Below are 20,423 nucleotides of genomic sequence, written 5' to 3'. Positions count from 1 at the left end.
TTGGTTGAATTTGCCAAGCTTGCAAAGAATGCTTGGTAAACGCCCGAAGATCGATTCGGGCCAGGGAGTTATCGGAATGAATGATGTGGACGGCACGCCCGGTTCCCCGATGATAGATCGGCCGGAGCGCAGCGGTAATATCTGGCTCTTGACCGGATTGGCCGTGGTGCTGGTGGGAGCTGCTGCCGTATTTGCCGTTTTGGGCAAGGAACAGTCGCAACCGCTCGTTCTGGCGCTGCTCGGCCTCTTGGCCGTGGTTGGCGTGTTCTGCCTGTTTGCCGGGTCTATCGGCTTTCTGCGCCTTGGCAGCCGCAGCACGGGCAACGCCATTTCCTCTGCCTTTTTGAATTCTCTGGATGACGGAGTGATCGTGACGGACCCGGAAGGGCGTCTTGTCTTTGCCAATCAGGCCTATGCAGACCTGACAGGCGTGGACCTGGCTGCCGACGTTCGGGTGATCGAGCGCGTTTTCTCAAGTGATCCGGACGCCGCCGATGGTGTCTACCGCCTGACGCAGGCCATGCGTGATGGGCGGAGTGCCAAGGAAGAAATCCGAATGCCGCACCCGCTGGGTCGGCAGGAAGGGCCTGCGCGCTGGTACCGGATCGGGCTTCGGCCGCTGAAGGTCGATGAAGAAGAAGGAAAGGGCCGGGTTCTGACTGTCTGGCAGCTGTCGGACATCACGCGCGACCGGGCCGAGCAGGAAAACTCCTTCCAGGAATTGCAGCGGGTCATCAACTTCCTCGACCATGCGCCGGCAGGCTTCTTCTCCTGCGATGGCGCGGGCAAGATCGTCTACATCAATGCGACCCTTGCCGATTGGCTCGGCTATGACCTGGCCCAGTTCGAGGCCGGTGATCTCGAACTCAGCCAGATTATCCGGGGGGACGGCGCCGAGCTTGTACGCTCCATCAAAGGACAGGAAGGGGACGTTCGCAGCGAGACCTTCGATCTCGATTTCGTCACCAAGTCTGGCAAGGGCATGCCTGTGCGCCTGCTCCACCGGGTGCCTTTCGGTGAGAATGGCCATGCGGGCGACAGCCGCACACTTGTGCTGAACCGGTCCCGCGGCGAGGAGGCCTCTGAAGCTCTTCGCGCGGCAGAAGTCCGTTTCGCCCGCTTCTTCAACAACACGCCGATGGCCATTGCCTCTCTCGACACCGAAGGCCGGGTCTTGCGAACCAACGCGCCATTCCTACGCCTGTTCGGGGCTGTGGATCGGGACGAGCAGCCGACCAAGCTTCTGGATTATGTGGCCAACAGCGGGCGGGAAGAGCTGGACCGGGCGCTGTCAGCCGCATCGCGTGGCATCGGCGAGATTCTGCCGGTCGATATTTCCTTGCAGGAAGGCACGGATCCACGCTCGGCGACATTCTATGTGTCAGCGGTTCAGGAAGGCGAGGGCGACGATGAAGCTGCCATCGTCTATGCTTTGGAAACGACCCAGCAGCGGGCGCTGGAAGCTCAATTTGCACAGAGCCAGAAAATGCAGGCCATCGGCCAGCTTGCTGGTGGCGTGGCGCATGACTTCAATAATGTGCTGACTGCAATCATCGGGTTCTCCGATTTGCTGCTGGCCAGCCATCGTCCGACGGATCCGTCGTTCCAGGACATCATGAACATCAAGCAGAACGCCAACCGGGCCGCTGGTCTGGTGCGTCAGCTGCTGGCGTTCTCGCGTCGTCAGACCCTGCGGCCGCAACGGCTCGAGCTGAATGACGTTTTGGCCGACCTGTCGATCTTGCTGGATCGTCTGTTGGGCGAGAAGGTTGATCTGAATGTGGTTCACGGTCGCGACCTGTGGCCGGTCATGGCCGACCTCAATCAGCTTGAGCAGGTGATCGTCAATCTGGCGGTGAATGCGGGCGACGCCATGTCCGATGGTGGTCAGCTGAAGATCCGTACGTTCAACGTTTCCGAGCAGGAATCGACACAGTTCGAGAACACTCGCGGCATGCCGCCTGGCGAGTATACGCTGGTCGAAGTGGAGGACAGCGGTCACGGTATGCCACCGGAGGTGATGGCGAAGATCTTCGATCCGTTCTTCTCCACCAAGGAAGTGGGCAAGGGCACAGGCCTGGGCCTGTCGACGGTCTACGGGATCGTAAAACAGACCGGTGGTTTCATCTTCTGCACCAGTGAAGTGAACGAGGGGACGATCTTCCGCATTTTCCTGCCGCGCTATATCCCAGAGGTCTCCGACGAGCCGGAAGTCAAGCCGGTTGAAGAAGCGGCCAAGGAAAAGGCAGCCGACCTCACAGGCTCTGCGTCCATCTTGCTGGTGGAAGACGAAGAGGCGGTCCGGGCGTTTGGCGCACGGGCACTGGCGTCTCGCGGCTACACGGTTCACGAGGCCGGTTCTGGTACGGAAGCTCTGGAAGTGATGGAAGAAGTTGGTGGCAAGATCGATTTGGTTGTGTCCGATGTGGTCATGCCGGAAATGGATGGCCCGACGCTTCTTGTCGAATTGCGCAAGACCCAGCCGGATCTTAAGATCATCTTCGTCTCCGGCTATGCGGAGGATGCTTTTGAAGAAAACCTGCCGGCGGAAGAGAAATTCTTCTTCCTGCCGAAGCCTTTCACTTTGAAGCAATTGGCAACGACGGTGAAGGACGTGCTCAACAGCTGAGCCATTCAGTCTGATCTCCTTGCCAAGGATTGAAATCACAAAAGCCCCGGTCGCATTGACCGGGGCTTTTGTGTTTGATCGGCTGTTTGCAATTTCGCTCTGGCCAGCTTTTCCCTTGCCGGAATTGGCTTAAACCGCCGGGCAGCCGCTGCCGCGTTCGGCGCTACGCTTGAGGCCCTGGAGGCTCTGCATGGTGTTGGGGTTGCCCGGCAGGACAAAGCTCTGCTCAAGCCCGGTACGAACATTGTTGAATATGGCAAGATCCTGCACTGCCTGGGTCCGACAAGGGGTTCCGGTGAAGCGGACACGGATGCGGATGACCCGGTCGCCATTGTCCGAAGGGCCGAATTCCTGATCGAGGGCCGGGTTTTCCCCAGTCATGCGGCGCTCCATCACAACCATGTTCGGCTGGTCCTGGATAACGGGCGTGCCTTTCTGCTGGGCGCTTGCGACCAAAGTGTCACGCACAGCCTGTGGAGATGCGGCGATTGTCACGGTCTGCGATCCGGCGGGGGCTGGCAGCTTCGGCTGCAATGGTGCAGAGCTGCGCGGAGTGCTCTGACAGGCTGCAAGTCCGGAGAGCAGGGCGATGGCAATCAGTTTTTTCATTTCAATATCCTGATGTCTCAAGGAACGGGATCTTCAAGCGCCTTGCCGTTCGGACTGCAAGAAGCGCGCTTCCGGCAAATCGGCTGGTCTGTCCTGTTCTCTTATTCTGACGAAACACATCTGACCGTGTTGGGTTTCCGAAGCTTCACTGGTTCAACGACTGATGATTTGATTGGTTCGATGGCTTAGACCCAAATTGGTCAATTTCCTGCCTGGTTTGGCACTTATTGCCCAGATCAGGTCAATCTGTGATGAATATGCAACTGTTTTGACGTTGAGAACAGCTGCCAGCGGTTGCCTAAGTCAGGTCATGGAAGTAGGGCAGGGTTGTACACATTCGTCAATAACGTAACGTCACTGTTGGCCGCAATGCATGTTGCGGAACGCTTCTCTGCCGCTCTTTTGCTGAATTGAAAAAGGGCAGCCGAGGCCACCCTTCTTCACGCCTGCAGGGCCGGGGTGTCGGTCAGGCAAGAGCCTTCGCAATATCGGCGGCCAGCCGGGCATTGTTGCGTACCAGGGAGATGTTGGTGGCAAGGCTGCGACCTTTGGTCAGCTCATAGATGGCGCCGAGAACGAAGGGCGTCACTTCCTTGCCGGTGACTTTCTTCTTTGTTGCCATGGCGATGGCCTGATCGATGTATTGGTTCATTTCGGCCTGGGGGATCTGGTCGTCTGTTGGCACCGGGTTGGCAATCAGCACACCGCCGTGGCCGCCAAAGAGCTGGCGGGTCTTGATCAGGTTGGCGATCTCTTCTGCTGTGTCGAGACGGAAGGGCGCGGCAATGCCGGACTGACGCGACCAGAAGGCTGGCAGTTCGTCGGCTCCGTAGGCGACGACCGGAACGCCACGGGTTTCCAGAACCTCCAGTGTCTTTGGAATGTCCAGCAGGGCCTTGGCACCGGCTGCGACCACGCACACGGGTGTGCGGCCGAGCTCGTCCAGATCGGCGGAAACGTCGAAGCTGGTTTCGGCGCCCTTGTGTACGCCGCCGATGCCGCCAGTGGCGAACACGCGGATGCCGGCAAGTTCGGCTGCCATCATGGTCGCCGCGACAGTGGTTGCCCCTGGGCGCCCGGTTGAAATGGCAAGGGCGAGATCTGCGCGGGAGCACTTCATCACGTCTGTCGCCTGGGCAAGGCGCTCCAGATCGGCGTCATCCAACCCGATGCGGATGCGGCCATCAAGCACGGCGATGGTGGCCGGGATTGCGCCACGCTCGCGAATGTCGGCTTCCACCTGGCGTGCCGTTGCCACATTGTCGGGATAGGGCATGCCATGGGTGATGATGGTGGATTCCAGTGCCACGACCGGCTTGCCATCGGCGAGGGCCTGGTGGATTTCGTCGGTCGGCTGGAGAAGGGTGGAATGGGTCACGTGTTGTCTCTTCCATTTTTGCTGTGTCTTGCGAGAGGCGTCACCGCTCAGCGTGCCGAGCCCTCGTGCCGTCTCTATGCAGTCCGTTTCATGTGGTGGGGCTGACGGCTTCCCACGTAAGCGAGTCCGGGGCGGCGCCCGTTGCCTGAAGGGTCAAGGCGGCGGCGGCAAGCCCGCAGGTGCCGGAGGCCGCGAGTGGATGGCCTCGATTGAGGGCGGAGAGCATGCCGGCGATCAAGGCGTCGCCTGCGCCCGTCACATCGGTGACGGCAACGGATGGTGGCGAAAAATGCAGGATCTCGCCGCGTGACTCCCCCAGCCAGAGGCCGTGTGCGCCATCTGTCAGGGCAACGGCATGGCTTCCCTTGTCGTGCAGCGCCTTGATGAGACTGGAGATGTCGACATCTTCGCGCAGCCCCGTCAGGGCGATGGCTTCTGCCCTGTTGAGAAACAGCAGACCGATATGCGGCAGGTGAGGGGCGAGACGCGGGGCTTTTGCGGCGGAAACCGCATCGGCGGCGACCATCGTTTCCGGATCAATGGTGCCAAGAATGGCTTCTGCTTGCGCGGCAGAGAGATTGGCATCAAGGAAGCAGATGTTGGCGAGCCTGTCCGCTTGGCATTCTTTCATTTTCGCGGCAAAGGCGGCCGGGTCGATTGCGGCAAGCAATTGATCGTCAATACAGGCGGCGGGCAGGCTTCCATCGGGATTGTGAAGTGCCAGATAATGTCCGGTCATAGCGCCGGAGAGATGCAACAAGTGGCTTGAAATGTGCTCAGCTGCCAGCAGGTCCTCCAGCGCACGACCGGCCGGATCGTCTCCGACCGCGCCGATGAGATGGGTTGTCGCTCCGAGTTTTTTTACCGCCCGCGCCACATTCGTTGCGACACCTCCCGGACCCTGGGTCAGGCGACCGGGTGTAGAGGTGTCCGGAAGGATTTGGCGGGAGGCATGGACTACCATGTCCCAGTGGACGGCGCCGATGCAGACCACGGGTCGCGGAGCAAGGCCTTCGGGGGCGATGGGAATGCTTGTCATTTTGACCCTCGTCGGAACCATCATCTGCCTGGTGGATTGGCGCCGTCTGAGGCTTCTGGCCGGTTTCAGACAGTGGTGGCAGACAGACTTGAAGTGCGCACGGGTAGCAGCGTGGCACCTTCAGGGCAAGCACCAAGCGCCTCCCAGAGTGCATCAGAACAGATGCTTGAGAGGTCGTTTTCTGGATTTCCTGGTTGGCGATATTGGTGATTCTGTGGATGATCCCAGAAACATTCAGAAATGACGTAGCGGAAGACTGGTTTCAAATTTATGGAACATATATGGAACGTATTGAATAAATTCAATAAAAATCAGTATCTTCTATAAATTTGCATTTCTGGAACAAAGAGAGTACAAATCCATCAATTGAATCGGCTTGTCCATCATGGAATAAGGAGCCTCAGACATGTCACAAAGCACACTTCGTCTCGTAGAAAGCAGCCAGATGGACAAGACCAAGGCGCTCGATGCAGCGCTCTCTCAAATCGAACGGGCCTTCGGTAAGGGCTCCATCATGAAGCTGGGGCAGGGGCAGGTTGTTGAGATACAGTCAGTCTCTACCGGATCCCTCGGTCTCGACATCGCACTCGGAATTGGCGGCTTGCCGCGGGGCCGTGTCGTAGAAGTCTACGGACCGGAATCCTCCGGCAAGACCACTCTTGCCTTGCATACGGTCTCGGAAGCTCAGAAGGCCGGTGGCATCTGTGCCTTTGTCGATGCAGAACATGCCCTCGATCCGATCTATGCCCGCAAGCTTGGCGTCAACATTGACGACTTGTTGATTTCTCAGCCGGATACAGGTGAGCAGGCTCTGGAAATCGCCGACACGTTGGTGCGCTCCGGCGCAATTGATGTGCTGGTCGTGGATTCCGTTGCCGCGCTGACCCCTAAGGCCGAACTTGAAGGCGAGATGGGCGACAGCCTGCCTGGCTTGCAGGCTCGTCTGATGAGCCAGGCGCTTCGCAAGCTCACCGCTTCGATTTCCAAGTCGAAGTGCATGGTGATCTTCATCAACCAGATCCGCATGAAGATCGGTGTGATGTTCGGGTCTCCGGAAACCACGACGGGCGGAAATGCCCTGAAGTTCTACGCCTCGGTCCGCCTCGACATTCGTCGTATCGGCGCGATCAAGGACAAGGACGAGATTGTCGGTAACCAGACACGCGTCAAGGTCGTGAAAAACAAGCTGGCTCCACCTTTCCGTCAGGTCGAATTCGACATCATCTACGGCGAAGGCATCTCCAAGATGGGGGAACTGATTGACCTTGGTGTGAAGGGGGGCATCGTTGAGAAATCCGGCGCATGGTTCTCCTACAACAGCCAGCGTCTGGGTCAGGGGCGTGAGAACTCCAAGCAGTTTCTGCGCGACAATCCGGCAGTTGCTGAAGAGATCGAATTGCTGATCCGTCAGAATGCCGGGCTGATCGCCGAGAAGATCATTGATCCTGAAGGGGCCGGGGAAGACGGCGACGAGGATTGATCGTTGCTGATCTGGCTCATTCGAGTTGGCCAGATTCGAGGTGGTTGACCTGAGTTTCCTTGACAGAGATGCAAACCCTGCCGTGGCTTTGTCCATGGCGGGGTTTTTCTGTTTTGTACGTGGTTTGGCTGTTCGGATGCGTGCTTCGTCCGGGAGAAAACGCGTTGGAAGGCAACACACTGTAAAAAACAACCGAAGCGGCAACGCTTCGCTTGCCGGGTGTTCTGGACAGGCTTCCTGTGGAAAGCTAAAAGGCAGGTTCCGCTGGTGTGTGGCTCAAGGTCCCGACCAGCTCAGATATTCCAATCAGACTGGCCAGCTGTCCTGCGGGACGCCGGCGTCGAGGCATTGAGGCGAGACACCGCATGACGGGCGTGAATGAAATTCGAAGCAAGTTTCTGGACTATTTTGCCGAGAACGATCACACGATCGTCGAGTCCGGACCGCTTGTGCCGCGCAATGATCCGACCCTGATGTTCACCAACGCCGGCATGGTTCCCTTCAAGAACCTGTTTACCGGTGTCGAAAAGCGCGACTATGTGCGGGCGACAACATCACAGAAAGTCGTGCGGGCCGGTGGCAAGCATAATGATCTGGACAATGTGGGCTACACCGCCCGCCACCATACCTTCTTTGAAATGCTCGGCAATTTCTCCTTCGGGGATTACTTCAAGGACCGTGCCATCGAACTGGCCTGGAACCTGATCACCAAGGAATTCGGTCTGCCGAAGGAAAAGTTGCTGGTCACCGTCTATTCGGAGGACGAGGAAGCTGCGGTTCTTTGGAAGAAGATTGCCGGCATTTCCGACGACAAGATCATTCGCATTCCGACCTCGGACAATTTCTGGTCCATGGGAGATACCGGTCCATGCGGTCCGTGTTCCGAAATCTTTTTTGATCACGGCGATCACATCTGGGGTGGACCTCCGGGCTCGCCGGAAGAAGATGGCGATCGGTTCATCGAGATCTGGAACCTGGTCTTCATGCAGTTCGAGCAGACGGCCGAGGGCCGTCTCAACCTGCCGCGTCCTTCGATCGATACAGGTATGGGGCTGGAGCGTGTGGCCGCCGTCATGCAGGGCGTCCATGACAATTACGACATCGACCTGTTCCGCGCGCTGATTGCAGCTTCCGTCAATGCGACTGGCGTCGAGGCTGAAGGCAAGGCTCAGTCCAGTCACCGGGTGATCGCCGACCATCTGCGTTCCACCAGCTTTTTGATTGCTGATGGCGTCTTGCCGTCCAACGAAGGCCGCGGTTACGTGCTGCGCCGGATCATGCGTCGCGGCATGCGTCACGCGCATCTGCTGGGCGCTGCCGAGCCGCTGATGCACCGACTGGTGCCGGCGCTGATCCGCGAAATGGGCCAGGCTTATCCGGAGTTGGTTCGCGCCGAAGCTCTCATTTCGGAAACGTTGAAGCTGGAAGAAACCCGGTTCCGCAAGACATTGGAACGCGGTCTTGGCCTGCTTGACACCGCAACGGTCGATCTGCTGGAAGGCGGCGAGCTGGACGGGGAAACTGCGTTCAAGCTCTATGACACCTTCGGGTTCCCGCTTGACCTCACGCAAGATGCCTTGCGCGCCCGCAATATCGGCGTGGATACCAAGGGGTTCGACGAGGCCATGCAACGCCAGAAACAGGAAGCGCGTGCGGCTTGGTCAGGGTCCGGTGATGCGGCTGAGGAAGGCGTCTGGTTTGGCCTGAAGGACAAGTTGGGCGCGACCGAGTTTCTTGGTTATGACACCGAGAAAGTTGAAGGCGTTGTCTCCGCCCTCGTCCGGGATGGCAAGGAAACGGCAACAATTTCTGCCGGCGAAACCGGATTTGTGATCGTCAATCAGACACCATTTTATGGCGAGTCCGGTGGTCAGGTCGGTGACACGGGCACGATCGTTGGAGACGGCGTGAAAGCTGTCGTGACTGACACCCAGAAGAAGGCCGAGGGGCTTTTCATTCATGCGGTCAGCGTGGAAGAAGGCAAGTTGGAAACCGGTCAGGCGGTCGAGTTGGCTGTCGATGGCAGCCGTCGCGGGGCGATCCGTGCCAACCACTCCGCCACGCATTTGTTGCATGAAGCCCTGCGCGAAGTTCTCGGCGCTCACGTGGCCCAGAAGGGATCGATGGTGACGCCGGAGCGTCTGCGCTTCGACTTTTCCCATCCCAAGACCGTAAGCGATGACGAACTGAAGGTTGTCGAAAACCTCGCTAATGAAATCATTTTGCAAAATGCGCCGGTGGATACCCGCTTGATGGCGGTCGACGAAGCGATTGAAAGCGGCGCGATGGCGCTCTTCGGCGAAAAATATGGCGATGAAGTGCGTGTGGTCTCCATGGGCAAGGCGCTGCATGGCGACAAGGCCGGGAAGACCTACTCTGTCGAGCTCTGCGGCGGTATTCACGTGCGCCGGACAGGCGATATCGGCCTGGTGACCCTGGTCAATGAAGGGGCTGTCGCAGCTGGCGTTCGCCGGCTTGAAGCGCTGACAGGGGCCGAGGCGCGAGCCTATCTGGACCAGCAGGACAAGCGCGTTCGCGAGCTGGCCGGGATCCTGAAAGTCGGCGCCGGCGATGTCACTTTGCGCGTGGCGCAGCTGGTGGAAGAGCGCAAGCGGCTGGAGAAAGATCTCAACGAGGCGAAGAAGAAGCTGGCGATGGGCGGCAGTGCCGAAGGCGGCGATGCGGTTAAGACAGCGGGCGTCTTCAAGCTGTTGGCGCGCAAGGTTGATGGCATAAACCCGCGTGACCTGAAAGGCATGGCGGATGACGCCAAGGCTCAGCTGGGATCGGGCGTGGTGGTGCTGATCAGCGTTGCTGATGATGGCAAGGCGGCGATTGTGACCGCGGTGACCAAGGATCTGACGGACAAGGTCAGCGCAGTGGATCTGGTGAAGATCGGCTCCGAAGCTCTTGGGGGGCGTGGTGGCGGTGGCCGCCCGGACATGGCGCAGGCCGGGGGGCCGGAAGGTGCCAAGGCCGAGGGTGCTATTGCAGCCATTGAGGCCTATCTCTCAGGTCTTTAAACGATTGGCTTGCCCGGTGAAACCGGGGAAAGCTTTGGCGTTCTTAACGCTTGTGAAGGCCTCGGCGGGCATGATGACCGCCGAGGCCTTTCTCTTAAAGGCAGCCTCATTGTTGTTTGTACCGAGACTGTCGAAGATCGGATTCGTCCGTCTCGCTGGAGCCCGCCTTGGATTTAGCCAACCTCCCATCCCACCTTCTGGCAGCCAATGGCCTGGTCTATGCGTTCTTCATCGGATTGAGCGCGCTGGCCGTTGTGCGCCGTCCCGGAAACCGGGCCGTCTGGTATTGGGCCATGGGATTGTGGCTGCCGGGATTGGCGGTCGGAGCGGCTCTGATGGCGGCTGGATCCATACCAGAACGAGGCCTGGAAGCAGAAATGCCGGAATGGGCGCCAGAGACGATGGTTGCCGCCGGCCTGATGGTGGGGCAGGTGTTCCTCTGGTTCGGCTTTCGTGCCTTTCAAGAACGCCGGGTCTGGAGCTTTCTCTGGCTGCCGCTGTGTTTGCCGGTTCTGGCGGTCTTCCTGCGTGTCGGGGCGGGTTATCTTGAGGGGCTTCCCAGCTGGTTTTCCGTTGCGCCATTTGAGCATGCCCTGGTGCTTTTCACCGGTGGATTGTGCCTTGCCTTGAGTGTGCTGACGCTTGAAACCCGCCGTGCCGGGGATATAGCGGCAATGCCGAACAAGCTTGCACTATCGGGACCCAAGGCTTCTGCCCGTGTCTTGCGCAAACGGGCGGCAAGAGCCGGGCGGCTGCCTGGTGAGCGGCTGATCATCCGTATTCTCCGGGCCGCGAGTCTTGCTCCGATACTGGCCATACCCTTCTGTTTTTGGGCACCGCTTGATCCGGCTGGGAGCGTGTTGTCTCCAATTTGGTTGGTGGCGCTGACCAGTGCGCTTGTACTGACCATGATGGCGACGGCTTATTGCCTGCCGGTGATCGGTCGGGAACGAGCAGAACGGCGCATCGAGGCATTGGAAACCAACGACCGGCTGACCGGTCTTCTCAACAGATCCGCATTCGTGAAGGCTTTACGCGCAGCACTTGTGGCCGACCCGGACGGAGGCACCTTGCTGCTGATGGACATTGATCGGTTCAAGCGCATCAATGACAGCCATGGGCATGATGCAGGGGATGCCGTGCTTGCGTGCTATGCAGACTTCCTCAAGTCCTTCGCCATGGACAGCACCCTGTGTGGCCGGCTTGGCAGTGGTGAATTCGCGCTTTACCTCAAGGGTTTGTCGGGCCCTCAGCTGGACATGCTGGCCAGTCAGGTCTGCCGTGCCGCCAGTATTCTTCAATGCGAGCACAAGGGCCACATTCACCGGTTTACGGTCAGCGTCGGGGTTGCCGATACTCAGAATGCGGGGCTGGAGTTCGAACGGCTTTATGAACAGGCGGATCAGGCGCTGTGCGAAGCGAAGGAAAGCGGTCGCGACCGCTATTGTCGCACAGTCGCGCCGAAGCCAGAGACTTCGATTGCCAAGTCGATCAGTGCAAAAAGCCTGCCTTTCGCCGTCAATACGAAGGCTGGCTAAGGGCGCCTCAAATTTTCGATCATTTGATCTCGCACATGTTTCCTCACGCCTTTTGTCATTACAGTCGTGTCAGTTTCAGTTGCGCACTTCCCTTGGGAACGTCAGCTGGAGACAGGCTGGCTATCGGGAAGTAGACACGTGGGTCGTTTTAAAACGTCACTTTTCAGCGTTCTGGAAAACACCGGACGTCATCGCGCGGCCGCGCGTGTCTTGCGGTCGCTTCTGATTGCGCTGATCGTGATCAATGTGGGGCTGGCTGTGCTTGGCACGGAGCCGCTGTTCCAGCCTTTCATTGGCAAGGTGGGCGACGTCATTCAGGTGGCATCGGGTTTTGTGTTCCTGGTCGAATACCTTGCCCGCCTGTATGTCGCGGATCTGCACCCTCCCTTGCGCCGCTACGGGCCGTTGGGCAGCAGGTTGCGTTATGCGCTTCAGGCCGATGCAATCATTGACCTGCTCGCCGCGCTGCCACTGGTGATGGTGCTGTTCCTGCCCAGCTCTGCCGTTACGGTTATCGTGATTCTAAGGTTGTTGCGGTTCCTCAAGCTGGCGCGCTATTCGCCGGCGCTGCGTTCGCTGCTATCTGCCATCGGCTCTGAGCGTCACGCGTTGATCGGGTCCACGGTGATTATTCTGGGTGTCGTGCTGATGGCCGCAACCTTGATGTTTCTGGTGGAGCATCCAGGCCAGCCTGAGGTGTTTTCATCCATTCCGGTGGCGCTTTGGTGGGCAATCGCCACGGTCACGACCGTGGGCTATGGCGATGTTGTGCCGGTGAGTGGAGCTGGTAAATTTGTGGGCGGTGTGGTGATGCTGATGGGCTACGGACTGATTGCATTGCCGGTCGGGATTGTCGCTTCGGCATTCTCGCGGGAGATCCACAGCCGGGATTTCGTCGTCACCTGGTCGATGGTGGCGCGTGTTCCGCTGTTTGAAGACCTGACGGCCGCTGATATTGCAGAGGTCGCCAAGCTGTTGCGCGCACAGAGGGTTCGGGCTGGAGACACGATTGCTTCGCGGGAATCGGAAGCAGATGCCATGTATTTCATCTCAGACGGCGAAGTGGAAATTGAGCTGCCCCATGAGACCATCTATATGGGGGAGGGCAACTATTTTGGCGAAATGGCGCTTCTCCATCGGCGCACGCGGACAGCGACGATCCGGGCGTTTCACGATTGCGAGCTGCTGGTGCTGGAAGCAGACGCCCTGACCGACCTGATGGGCCGCAAACCGGAGCTGGCCAGCAGGATCCTTGCAGAGGCAGATCAGCGATTGAGTTCCGCGCTGCAAGCTGAGGGAGATCTGGTCAAGGAGGAGCTGGCGCAGGCTGAGACCCGGCGCCGAGATGAGCCGGAAGAAAAGGAACTCTTCGACACCTAGGGCCGGTGATCGACATGCTTTCTGCCAGGAACCTGAGCGCAATAAAAAGGCCCGGAAGAACGTGTCCCGGGCCTTTTGCATGATTACGATGTCGCGAAGGCGTCCTGCAGCTTAAGCCGACATGGCCTTTGCCAGGTTGCTGTCGATCTTGTCGAGGAAACCGTTGGTGGTCAACCAGCCTTGCTCTGGACCGACGAGAAGCGCCAGATCCTTGGTCATGAAGCCGCTTTCCACTGTGTCGATGCAGACCTTTTCCAGCGTGCCGGCAAAGGTGGCCAGCGCGTCGTTGTTGTCCAGTTTGGCGCGGTGGGCGAGCGCCCGTGTCCAGGCAAAGATCGAGGCGATCGGATTGGTCGAGGTTTCTTCGCCTTGCTGGTGCATGCGGTAATGGCGGGTGACGGTGCCGTGGGCGGCTTCCGCCTCGACCGTCTTTCCGTCCGGAGACATCAGCACGGAAGTCATCAAGCCGAGAGAGCCAAACCCTTGCGCCACGATGTCAGATTGAACGTCGCCGTCGTAGTTCTTGCAGGCCCAGACATAACCGCCAGACCACTTCAGGGCGGAGGCGACCATGTCGTCGATCAGCCGGTGCTCGTACCACAGGCCGGCTTCGGCGTATTTGTCCTTGAACTCGGCGTCGAAGATCTCCTGGAACAGATCCTTGAAGCGTCCGTCATAGGCTTTCAGAATGGTGTTCTTGGTCGACAGGTAGCAGGGCACCTTGCGCATCAGCGCGTAGTTGAGGGAGGCGCGGGCGAAATCGATGATCGAAGCATCGAGGTTGTACATCGCCATGGCCACGCCTGCGGAGGGAGCGTCAAAGACCTCATGTTCGATCTCGGCACCATCTTCGCCGACAAACTTGATGGACAGCTTGCCCTTGCCGGGGAAGCGGAAATCGGTAGCCTTATATTGATCGCCGTAAGCGTGACGTCCCACGATGATCGGCTGTGTCCAGCCGGGCACCAGGCGCGGCACGTTCTGCATGATGATCGGCTCGCGGAAGATGACGCCGCCAAGGATGTTGCGGATGGTGCCGTTCGGCGAGCGGTACATGCGCTTCAAACCGAATTCCTCGACGCGGGCTTCATCCGGCGTGATCGTGGCGCATTTCACGCCGACGCCGTGCTTCTTGATTGCCTCGGCTGCATCGACGGTAATCTGATCGTCGGTCTCATCGCGCTTTTGCATCGACAGGTCGTAGTATTCCAGGTCAATGTCGAGGTAGGGATGGATCAGTTTGTCCTTGATGAACTGCCACATGATGCGGGTCATCTCGTCGCCATCCAGTTCGACGACCGGATTGGCGACCTTGATTTTGGTAAAGTTGATCTGGCTCATTCGCTCGATCCCTGTTTTCTTGCTGTATGCACGGTGCAGACTGATAGAGGGCAATTGCCGTCTCGAGATGCCCTCCGGGGAGGCGGAGAGGTCCTGTGGTATGCCCGGCGTGCGGACTGATGTAGGGCCTACAGGCCCCTTTTATGTATTGTGCGCAAACGTATACAATCTTTCATATCGCACCGCAACTGTCGCTTTTCCGGCTTTTGACTTTTCATTCGTCCAGGCTTCGGTTAAATCCCCGCTCATGAGCAAGAACGCAAAGATCCTTGAGGAAGCCCGTCAGGTCTCGGCCAAGCCGCCGGCGGTCATTCTGTGTGAACCACAGCTGGGCGAGAACATCGGTACGGCGGCGCGTGCCATGGCCAACTTTGGCCTCGTCGACCTGCGCATCGTCAACCCGCGCGATGGTTGGCCGAGCGAGAAGGCGCGGGCTGCGGCCAGTCGCGCTGATCATGTGATCGACAATGTACGGGTGTTTGACAGCGTCGAGGCGGCGATTGCCGACCTGACGTTTGTCTATGCGACAACTGCACGCTCGCGCGAAGTGTCGAAGCCGGTGCGCGGCCCTGATGAGGCAGCGGAAAAGGTCGTATCGATTGGCGCCAACGGTGCTGCGACCGGGTATCTATTCGGGCGCGAGCGCTGGGGCCTTAACAATGACGAAGTGGCTCTGGCCGATGAAATCGTGACCTTGCCTGTCGATCCGGACTTTGCGTCCCTCAATATTGCCCAGGCGGTTCTGGTCTGCGCTTACGAGTGGCGCAAGACGGCGACTTCGAATGCCTTGCCTTTCCGGCTTTCAACAGAAGAGCATCCGTCGGCCACGAAAGAAGATGTCATTCGCATGTTCGAGCACCTGGAAGGGGCACTGGATACGGCCAACTTCTTCCGGCCGCCAGAGCGTCGCCCGCATATGGTGCTTACGCTGCGCAACATCTTTCAAAAGGCCGAGCTAACCGATCAGGAAGTGCGTGCCCTTCGCGGTGTCATCGCTGCCCTGGAAAAGCGCACACCGCGTCCACGCAAGGACGAGGTCGAAGACGGCAGTGCGGGAATGGTGGTCGACAGCGACACGGGAGAGGCGTGAGCCGCCCGGTTCTCTTTTTCGACAGTGGCCTCGGCGGACTGACCGTTCTGCGCGAGGCCCGATTGCTTTTGCCCGAGCGACGCTTCGTTTATGTCGCCGATGATGCTGGCTTTCCCTATGGCGCGTGGGAGGAAGACGCGCTGCTGACGCGTTTGCTGTCGCTGTTTGAGGTGCTGCTCAAGGCTCACGACCCGGAAGCGGTGGTGATTGCCTGCAATACGGCGTTCACTCTTGCCGGGGCTGCGCTCAGAGTACGGTTTCCGGACACGCGGTTTGTCGGAACCGTTCCGGCGATAAAGCCAGCGGCCGAGCGAACGCAGTCCGGGCTGATCAGTGTTCTGGCAACGCCGGGCACCGTGCGACGGGCCTATACGCGTGATTTGATCCGTTCCTTCGCCGATCGCTGCGCAGTCAAGCTTGTCGGCTCGGAAAAACTGGCGATCTGTGCCGAGGCATTCCTGAAACGTCAGGTGGTGGATGAAGCTGTTTTGCGAGCGGAAATCAGCCCGTGTTTCGTCACGTCGGATGACGGACAGACGGACATCGTGGTGCTGGCTTGCACACACTATCCCTTTCTTGCCGGGCTGTTTCGAAAACTGGCGCCCTGGCCAGTCGATTGGCTGGATCCGGCAGAGGCGATTGCGCGCCAACTGCGACGCGTGGTGCCGGACGTTCCGTTTGACGCCGACGCGCATTTTGCCGATCAGGCGGTTTTCACCTCGGGAGAGGTGAGTCCGGAGCTGGCGCGGCTTCTGTCGGGCTTCGGTCTGAAGCGGCCACAGTCGCTCAAATTTTTCTGATTACTCGCCCATTGTCATGACGACGAGGCCGTCATCGGATTTCTTGGCCTCGCGCTTCAGCTTGGCGAGCGCCTCCAGAACTTCATCGGCACGGGTTACAAAGCCGTCCGGTGCCGTCACGATGGAGATCGAGCAGTCGAGGAGGGGAAACTGACGCAGTCCGCCGAAGCGATCGGTTGCCTCGATGAAGCCCTGTTCGCGGTGTGCCGGGTCGTAGAAGCTTTCCACATCGGTCTTGAAGGCGCGTTTGAGGGTCAGCATCTGCCAGGCAATGTCAGTCTGATCACCTTCAACAAAGCCAGCGAAAAAGTCATCGCCGCCGACATGGCCGGTGAAGGCTCCATTGGCTGAGAGGTGGCGCTGCATCAGCTCACTGAAGAGAATGATGGCGCGATCACCCTGGCGGTAGCCATAGGTGTCATTGAACGGCTTGAAATTATCGAAATCGAAATAGCAGTAGTGGCGGTCGCCGGAGCGTTTGTTAGCGCAGTCCGCAATGAAACGAGTGATTGCCCCGTTGCCCGGCATGCGCGATAGCGGGTTTTGGTCCTTGGCTTCCTCAAGCCGCTTCTCGTGAATGATCTTCAGCAGCGAGGTGGCGGAGAGGAACCCGGCATAACGGAAGTTCTCCGTAATGATCAGGCCGTCAGAATTAAGCGAGGACGCGAAGGTGACCAGCAGCATGTCGGCATTGGAATCAATGTCGGTGATCGGACAAGAGCGAACGAAATTGCGAATCGGCAAGTCGAGGGCTGCCTTGTAATCGTCCTCGTCCGAGCCGCCAGCATAAAGATAGGCTTTTAGATCGCGTTCATGGATCAGGCCGCGGGGCTCACGATTGGAATCAACAATCGGAACGGCACTGATCTCCTGATCGCTCATGAATATGTCCAGCAGGTCGCTCATCGACGCATCGAGGCCGATCGTCGGAAGATCCAGAAGCTCAGCGCGAATCCGGCGCTCTTCTTCTTTCCGCTTGCTGCCGACCGTCGGTGTGCGGATGTGGTCATAGAAGAGACGTGCATCTTTTTTCTGCGCGAAAGGGTGCGCGACGAAGAAGCCCTGGATCAGGTCACAGCCGGCATCGCGGCAGGCTTTGTATTCGCGTTCGGTTTCGACGCCCTCTGCAATCACCCGTACGCCCAGCACATGGGCGAGATTGGTTACGGTGGTGACGAACAGCTTACGCCGGGCATCCATGTCGATGCCGGTCAGGAAAAAGCGATCAATCTTGACGTAGTCGGGTCCGAGATCATGCAGCAGTCGCAGCTCGGAGGAGCCTTTGCCGAAGTCGTCGAGAGCCAACAAGAAGCCTTGGCGACGAAGATCGCGAAGGGCGTGTTCGGTAATGTCGTCGTAGGTCTGATGATGGCGTTCCGACAGTTCCAGGCAGATTTGTGAGGCCAAAATACCATGACGCTGGGTCACAGCGTCCATTTCCATCCTTGGGTCCGTGTCTTGACCCAGGCCGCGACCATCCAGATTGAAAAACAGCTTCGTGCCCTTGGCCGTCAGAATCTTATTGTAGCTGGCGAGGGCAATGTCGAGGAGCGCCGGTTCTAGCTGGGGCAAAAAACCCTTTTCGAAGGCTGCATCGAGGACGTCTGTCGGTGTGTTGAAGCCTAGGGGTTCTATCGTGCGCAACAGCGCTTCATGAGCGTAGACGACGCCCGTTCCGTAATCGACAATCGGCTGAAAAGCGAAGGTTACAGTCTCGACGATTCTTTTCAGCGTGAGGTCCTGACCGCCGAAGGTCATATGATGGATCTCTCTATCCGCCAAGGTGGTGGCTCTTCCCACGTCCTTAACTCCAAACCGTCGTGTCGATAAATGTGAAATTCGATAGAAGTGGCACTGTAAAAACATGTATATTCTAAGGGCTGTTTTATTAAATTTCCCTAAAAGTCATTCTTCTCCTCCATTTCAGAGTTACGATGGCGACGTAGTTACGTTGTGCGGTGCCGAAAGAACAAAGCACTTGCGGCATAGACTTCCGAAAGAGAAATTCGTTTCTTTCCTTGTGCTGGATCCGACGTTTTGGTCGAACGACCCGGGCTATCCCTGGAAAATCCGGCGAAACCGTTGACATTTTGCCAGGATGGGGATACCTACCGCCGGGTTCCAAGGCTTGCGTCTTGAGAGCACACGCACCCGTGGGCATCCGACCGGCGCCGTCAGTTGGATCCCTGTCGATCTCGAAACATTTTCGGGATAGAGGAGGGCGTGTTTCCTTGCATAAAAAAGAACGCGTTTACAAAGGAAACCGCGATGTCAAAGCGCCATAGCGTTAAGTACAAGCTCGACCGCCGGATGGGCGAAAACATCTGGGGTCGTCCGAAGAGCCCGGTCAACAAGCGTGAGTATGGCCCAGGCCAGCACGGTCAGCGCCGTAAGGGCAAGCTTTCTGATTTCGGTGTGCAGCTGCGCGCCAAGCAGAAGCTCAAGGGTTACTACGGTGACGTCTCCGAAAAGCAGTTCCACAAGATCTACGTTGACGCCGCTCGTATGCGTGGCGACACCGGCGAAAACTTGATCGGTCTGCTGGAACGCCGCCTGGACGCCGTGATCTACCGCGCCAAGTTCGTGCCGACAGTTTTTGCTGCTCGTCAGTTCGTCAACCATGGCCACATCCGCGTCAATGGCAAGCGCGTCAACATCCCGTCCTACCAGGTTCGCCCGGGTGACGTGATTGAAGTGCGTGAAAAGTCCAAGCAGCTCGCTCTGGTTCTGGAAGCCGTCCAGTCCGCAGAACGCGACGTGCCGGATTACCTCGACGTTGATCACAGCAAGATGACTGCGACCTACTCTCGCGTTCCGGCTTTTGCCGATGTGCCGTATCCGGTGCAGATGGAACCGAACCTGGTCGTCGAATTCTACTCGCGTTAAGCGAACGACCTTCGATCTTCGGATCCTTATTCAGAGGCCGCCTTCGGGTGGCCTCTTTTTTTGTTTGCCGATCCCGCTGTCTGTTTGGCGTCGGCTTGGGCTGGTTTTGTGTCCTGTGCTGGCCGCGATTGCAGCGTCGCCGGCAATACGGTATCAGCAGCAGGATGGGACAGGGGACCCTGCCGGATGAGAGGACTTTGTTGGCCATGGACGCGCAAACCGAACACCCCGCAGAGGCGGTACGCAAGAGCCCGGAGGCCACCGGCGCTGTGCCTGCGATTTTCCGCAAGGGGCCATCGAGTGTCGAGTTCAAGAAGCTGCGCAAGCGATTGTTGCGCCAAACCCGCGAAGCGATTACCGATTATGGCATGGCGCCGGTAGTCGATAGCGGCACTGCGCGACCCAAGTGGCTGGTGTGTCTGTCCGGCGGCAAGGACAGCTATTGCCTGCTGGTCACCCTGATGGAGTTGAAGTGGCGCGGTCTGCTGGAAGTGGATTTGATCGCCTGCAATCTGGATCAGGCGCAGCCGGGCTTTCCGCCAGAGGTCCTGCCGAAGTGGTTTGCCGACAACGAAATCGAGAACGTCATTGTCCGCGAGGACACTTATTCCATCGTGACCGACAAGATCCCGGCGCATCGAACCTACTGCTCGCTGTGCTCACGTCTGCGCCGTGGCATCTTGTATCGGATTGCGCGGGAGCAGGGCTGTGAAGCCATTGTGCTTGGGCATCACCGCGAAGATATTCTGGAAACCTTTTTCATGAACCTGTTTCACGGCGGACGCCTGGCATCGATGCCGCCGAAGCTGGTGAATGACGATGGCGATCTGCTGGTTTTGCGGCCTCTGGCCTATTGTGCCGAGGCAGATATCGCCAAGTTTGCCCGTGGAATGGAGTTCCCTATCATCCCGTGCAACCTGTGCGGCTCTCAGGATGGGCTGCAGCGGGATGAAGTGAAGCAGATGCTGCAGGGCTGGGAGAAGGCCTCTCCCGGTCGTCTGGGCATCATGGCGAGGGCTCTTGGCAATACGCGGCCTTCGCATCTGATGGATCGGGCGCTCTACGATTTCATGCACCTGCGGCCAGGATCGACGGAGAGCGGAACCGGTGTTGGAGTGGGGGAAGCCGAAGAGCCTTGTGCGGCGAGCCTCGGCATGACCGCAAATCTGTTCGCTGCGGAGTAGCTGGCGCGATCAGCACAGGGCGAGGTTTGCGCCAGCGGACCGTTCC

14 protein-coding genes are annotated in these 20,423 nt (G+C 58.6%); 9 read left to right on the top strand and 5 right to left on the bottom strand.

Going from position 1 to position 20,423, the window contains the following annotated elements; genetic code table 11:
- The first annotated feature begins 76 nt into the window (after nucleotides 1-76).
- Nucleotides 77-2,629: a cell cycle histidine kinase CckA gene (cckA, locus tag J0X15_RS07010; RefSeq protein WP_206939173.1), complete on the top strand. Its 2,553-nt coding sequence runs from the start codon at nucleotides 77-79 to the stop codon at nucleotides 2,627-2,629.
- 129 nt (nucleotides 2,630-2,758) lie between these two features.
- Here cckA and J0X15_RS07005 read toward each other — a convergent pair whose 3' ends face one another.
- From J0X15_RS07005 to J0X15_RS06995, 3 genes are all read right to left on the bottom strand, one after another.
- Complete coding sequence (locus J0X15_RS07005; protein ID WP_206939172.1) at nucleotides 2,759-3,238, bottom strand: hypothetical protein; 480 nt, start codon at nucleotides 3,236-3,238, stop codon at nucleotides 2,759-2,761.
- A gap of 466 nt (nucleotides 3,239-3,704) precedes the next feature.
- Nucleotides 3,705-4,616, bottom strand: a complete 912-nt coding sequence (locus J0X15_RS07000) for a pseudouridine-5'-phosphate glycosidase (RefSeq protein ID WP_206939171.1) — start codon at nucleotides 4,614-4,616, stop codon at nucleotides 3,705-3,707.
- 88 nt (nucleotides 4,617-4,704) lie between these two features.
- Nucleotides 4,705-5,655 (bottom strand): carbohydrate kinase family protein, encoded by a 951-nt coding sequence (locus J0X15_RS06995; RefSeq protein ID WP_206939170.1) that lies wholly within the window; start codon nucleotides 5,653-5,655, stop codon nucleotides 4,705-4,707.
- Between the two features lie 406 nt (nucleotides 5,656-6,061).
- On the opposite strand from J0X15_RS06995, the gene recA reads away from it, so the two are divergent.
- The 4 genes from recA to J0X15_RS06975 all read left to right on the top strand — a co-directional run bounded on the left by recA (nucleotide 6,062) and on the right by J0X15_RS06975 (nucleotide 13,076).
- Nucleotides 6,062-7,135, top strand: coding sequence for a recombinase RecA (recA, locus tag J0X15_RS06990; protein ID WP_206939169.1), 1,074 nt, complete (start codon nucleotides 6,062-6,064; stop codon nucleotides 7,133-7,135).
- Between the two features lie 365 nt (nucleotides 7,136-7,500).
- Complete coding sequence (gene alaS, locus J0X15_RS06985) at nucleotides 7,501-10,158, top strand: alanine--tRNA ligase (RefSeq protein WP_206939168.1); 2,658 nt, start codon at nucleotides 7,501-7,503, stop codon at nucleotides 10,156-10,158.
- A 167-nt stretch (nucleotides 10,159-10,325) separates the two neighbouring features.
- Nucleotides 10,326-11,696 (top strand): GGDEF domain-containing protein, encoded by a 1,371-nt coding sequence (locus J0X15_RS06980; protein ID WP_206939167.1) that lies wholly within the window; start codon nucleotides 10,326-10,328, stop codon nucleotides 11,694-11,696.
- Nucleotides 11,697-11,834: 138 nt separating this feature from the next.
- Entirely contained in the window at nucleotides 11,835-13,076 is a 1,242-nt protein-coding gene (locus J0X15_RS06975; protein ID WP_206939164.1) for a cyclic nucleotide-gated ion channel, read from the top strand.
- Nucleotides 13,077-13,187: 111 nt separating this feature from the next.
- On the opposite strand, the gene J0X15_RS06970 is transcribed toward J0X15_RS06975, so the two are convergent.
- Nucleotides 13,188-14,417 carry an NADP-dependent isocitrate dehydrogenase gene (locus J0X15_RS06970; protein ID WP_206939162.1) on the bottom strand — a complete coding sequence of 410 codons (1,230 nt, stop codon included), beginning with the start codon at nucleotides 14,415-14,417 and terminating at the stop codon, nucleotides 13,188-13,190.
- 247 nt (nucleotides 14,418-14,664) lie between these two features.
- Here J0X15_RS06970 and J0X15_RS06965 point away from each other — a divergent pair, with 247 nt between their 5' ends.
- Nucleotides 14,665-15,507: an RNA methyltransferase gene (locus J0X15_RS06965; RefSeq protein ID WP_206939160.1), complete on the top strand. Its 843-nt coding sequence runs from the start codon at nucleotides 14,665-14,667 to the stop codon at nucleotides 15,505-15,507.
- Nucleotides 15,504-16,307 (top strand): glutamate racemase, encoded by an 804-nt coding sequence (gene murI / locus J0X15_RS06960; RefSeq protein WP_206939158.1) that lies wholly within the window; start codon nucleotides 15,504-15,506, stop codon nucleotides 16,305-16,307. The genes J0X15_RS06965 and murI overlap by 4 nt, the downstream gene beginning before the upstream one ends.
- Here the strand turns inward: murI and J0X15_RS06955 are convergent, their stop codons facing one another.
- Nucleotides 16,308-18,065 carry a GGDEF domain-containing protein gene (locus J0X15_RS06955; protein WP_206939157.1) on the bottom strand — a complete coding sequence of 586 codons (1,758 nt, stop codon included), beginning with the start codon at nucleotides 18,063-18,065 and terminating at the stop codon, nucleotides 16,308-16,310.
- Between the two features lie 510 nt (nucleotides 18,066-18,575).
- On the opposite strand from J0X15_RS06955, the gene rpsD reads away from it, so the two are divergent.
- Both rpsD and ttcA read left to right on the top strand, forming a co-directional pair.
- Nucleotides 18,576-19,193: a 30S ribosomal protein S4 gene (gene rpsD / locus J0X15_RS06950; protein WP_206939156.1), complete on the top strand. Its 618-nt coding sequence runs from the start codon at nucleotides 18,576-18,578 to the stop codon at nucleotides 19,191-19,193.
- A 206-nt stretch (nucleotides 19,194-19,399) separates the two neighbouring features.
- Nucleotides 19,400-20,377 (top strand): tRNA 2-thiocytidine(32) synthetase TtcA, encoded by a 978-nt coding sequence (ttcA, locus tag J0X15_RS06945; protein ID WP_206939154.1) that lies wholly within the window; start codon nucleotides 19,400-19,402, stop codon nucleotides 20,375-20,377.
- The last annotated feature ends 46 nt before the right edge of the window (nucleotides 20,378-20,423 follow it).

The sequence above is a fragment of the Roseibium limicola genome (genome assembly GCF_017313085.1).
GTDB classification, from domain to species: domain Bacteria; phylum Pseudomonadota; class Alphaproteobacteria; order Rhizobiales; family Stappiaceae; genus Roseibium; species Roseibium limicola.
This window is presented reverse-complemented; position numbering and strand designations above follow the sequence as displayed.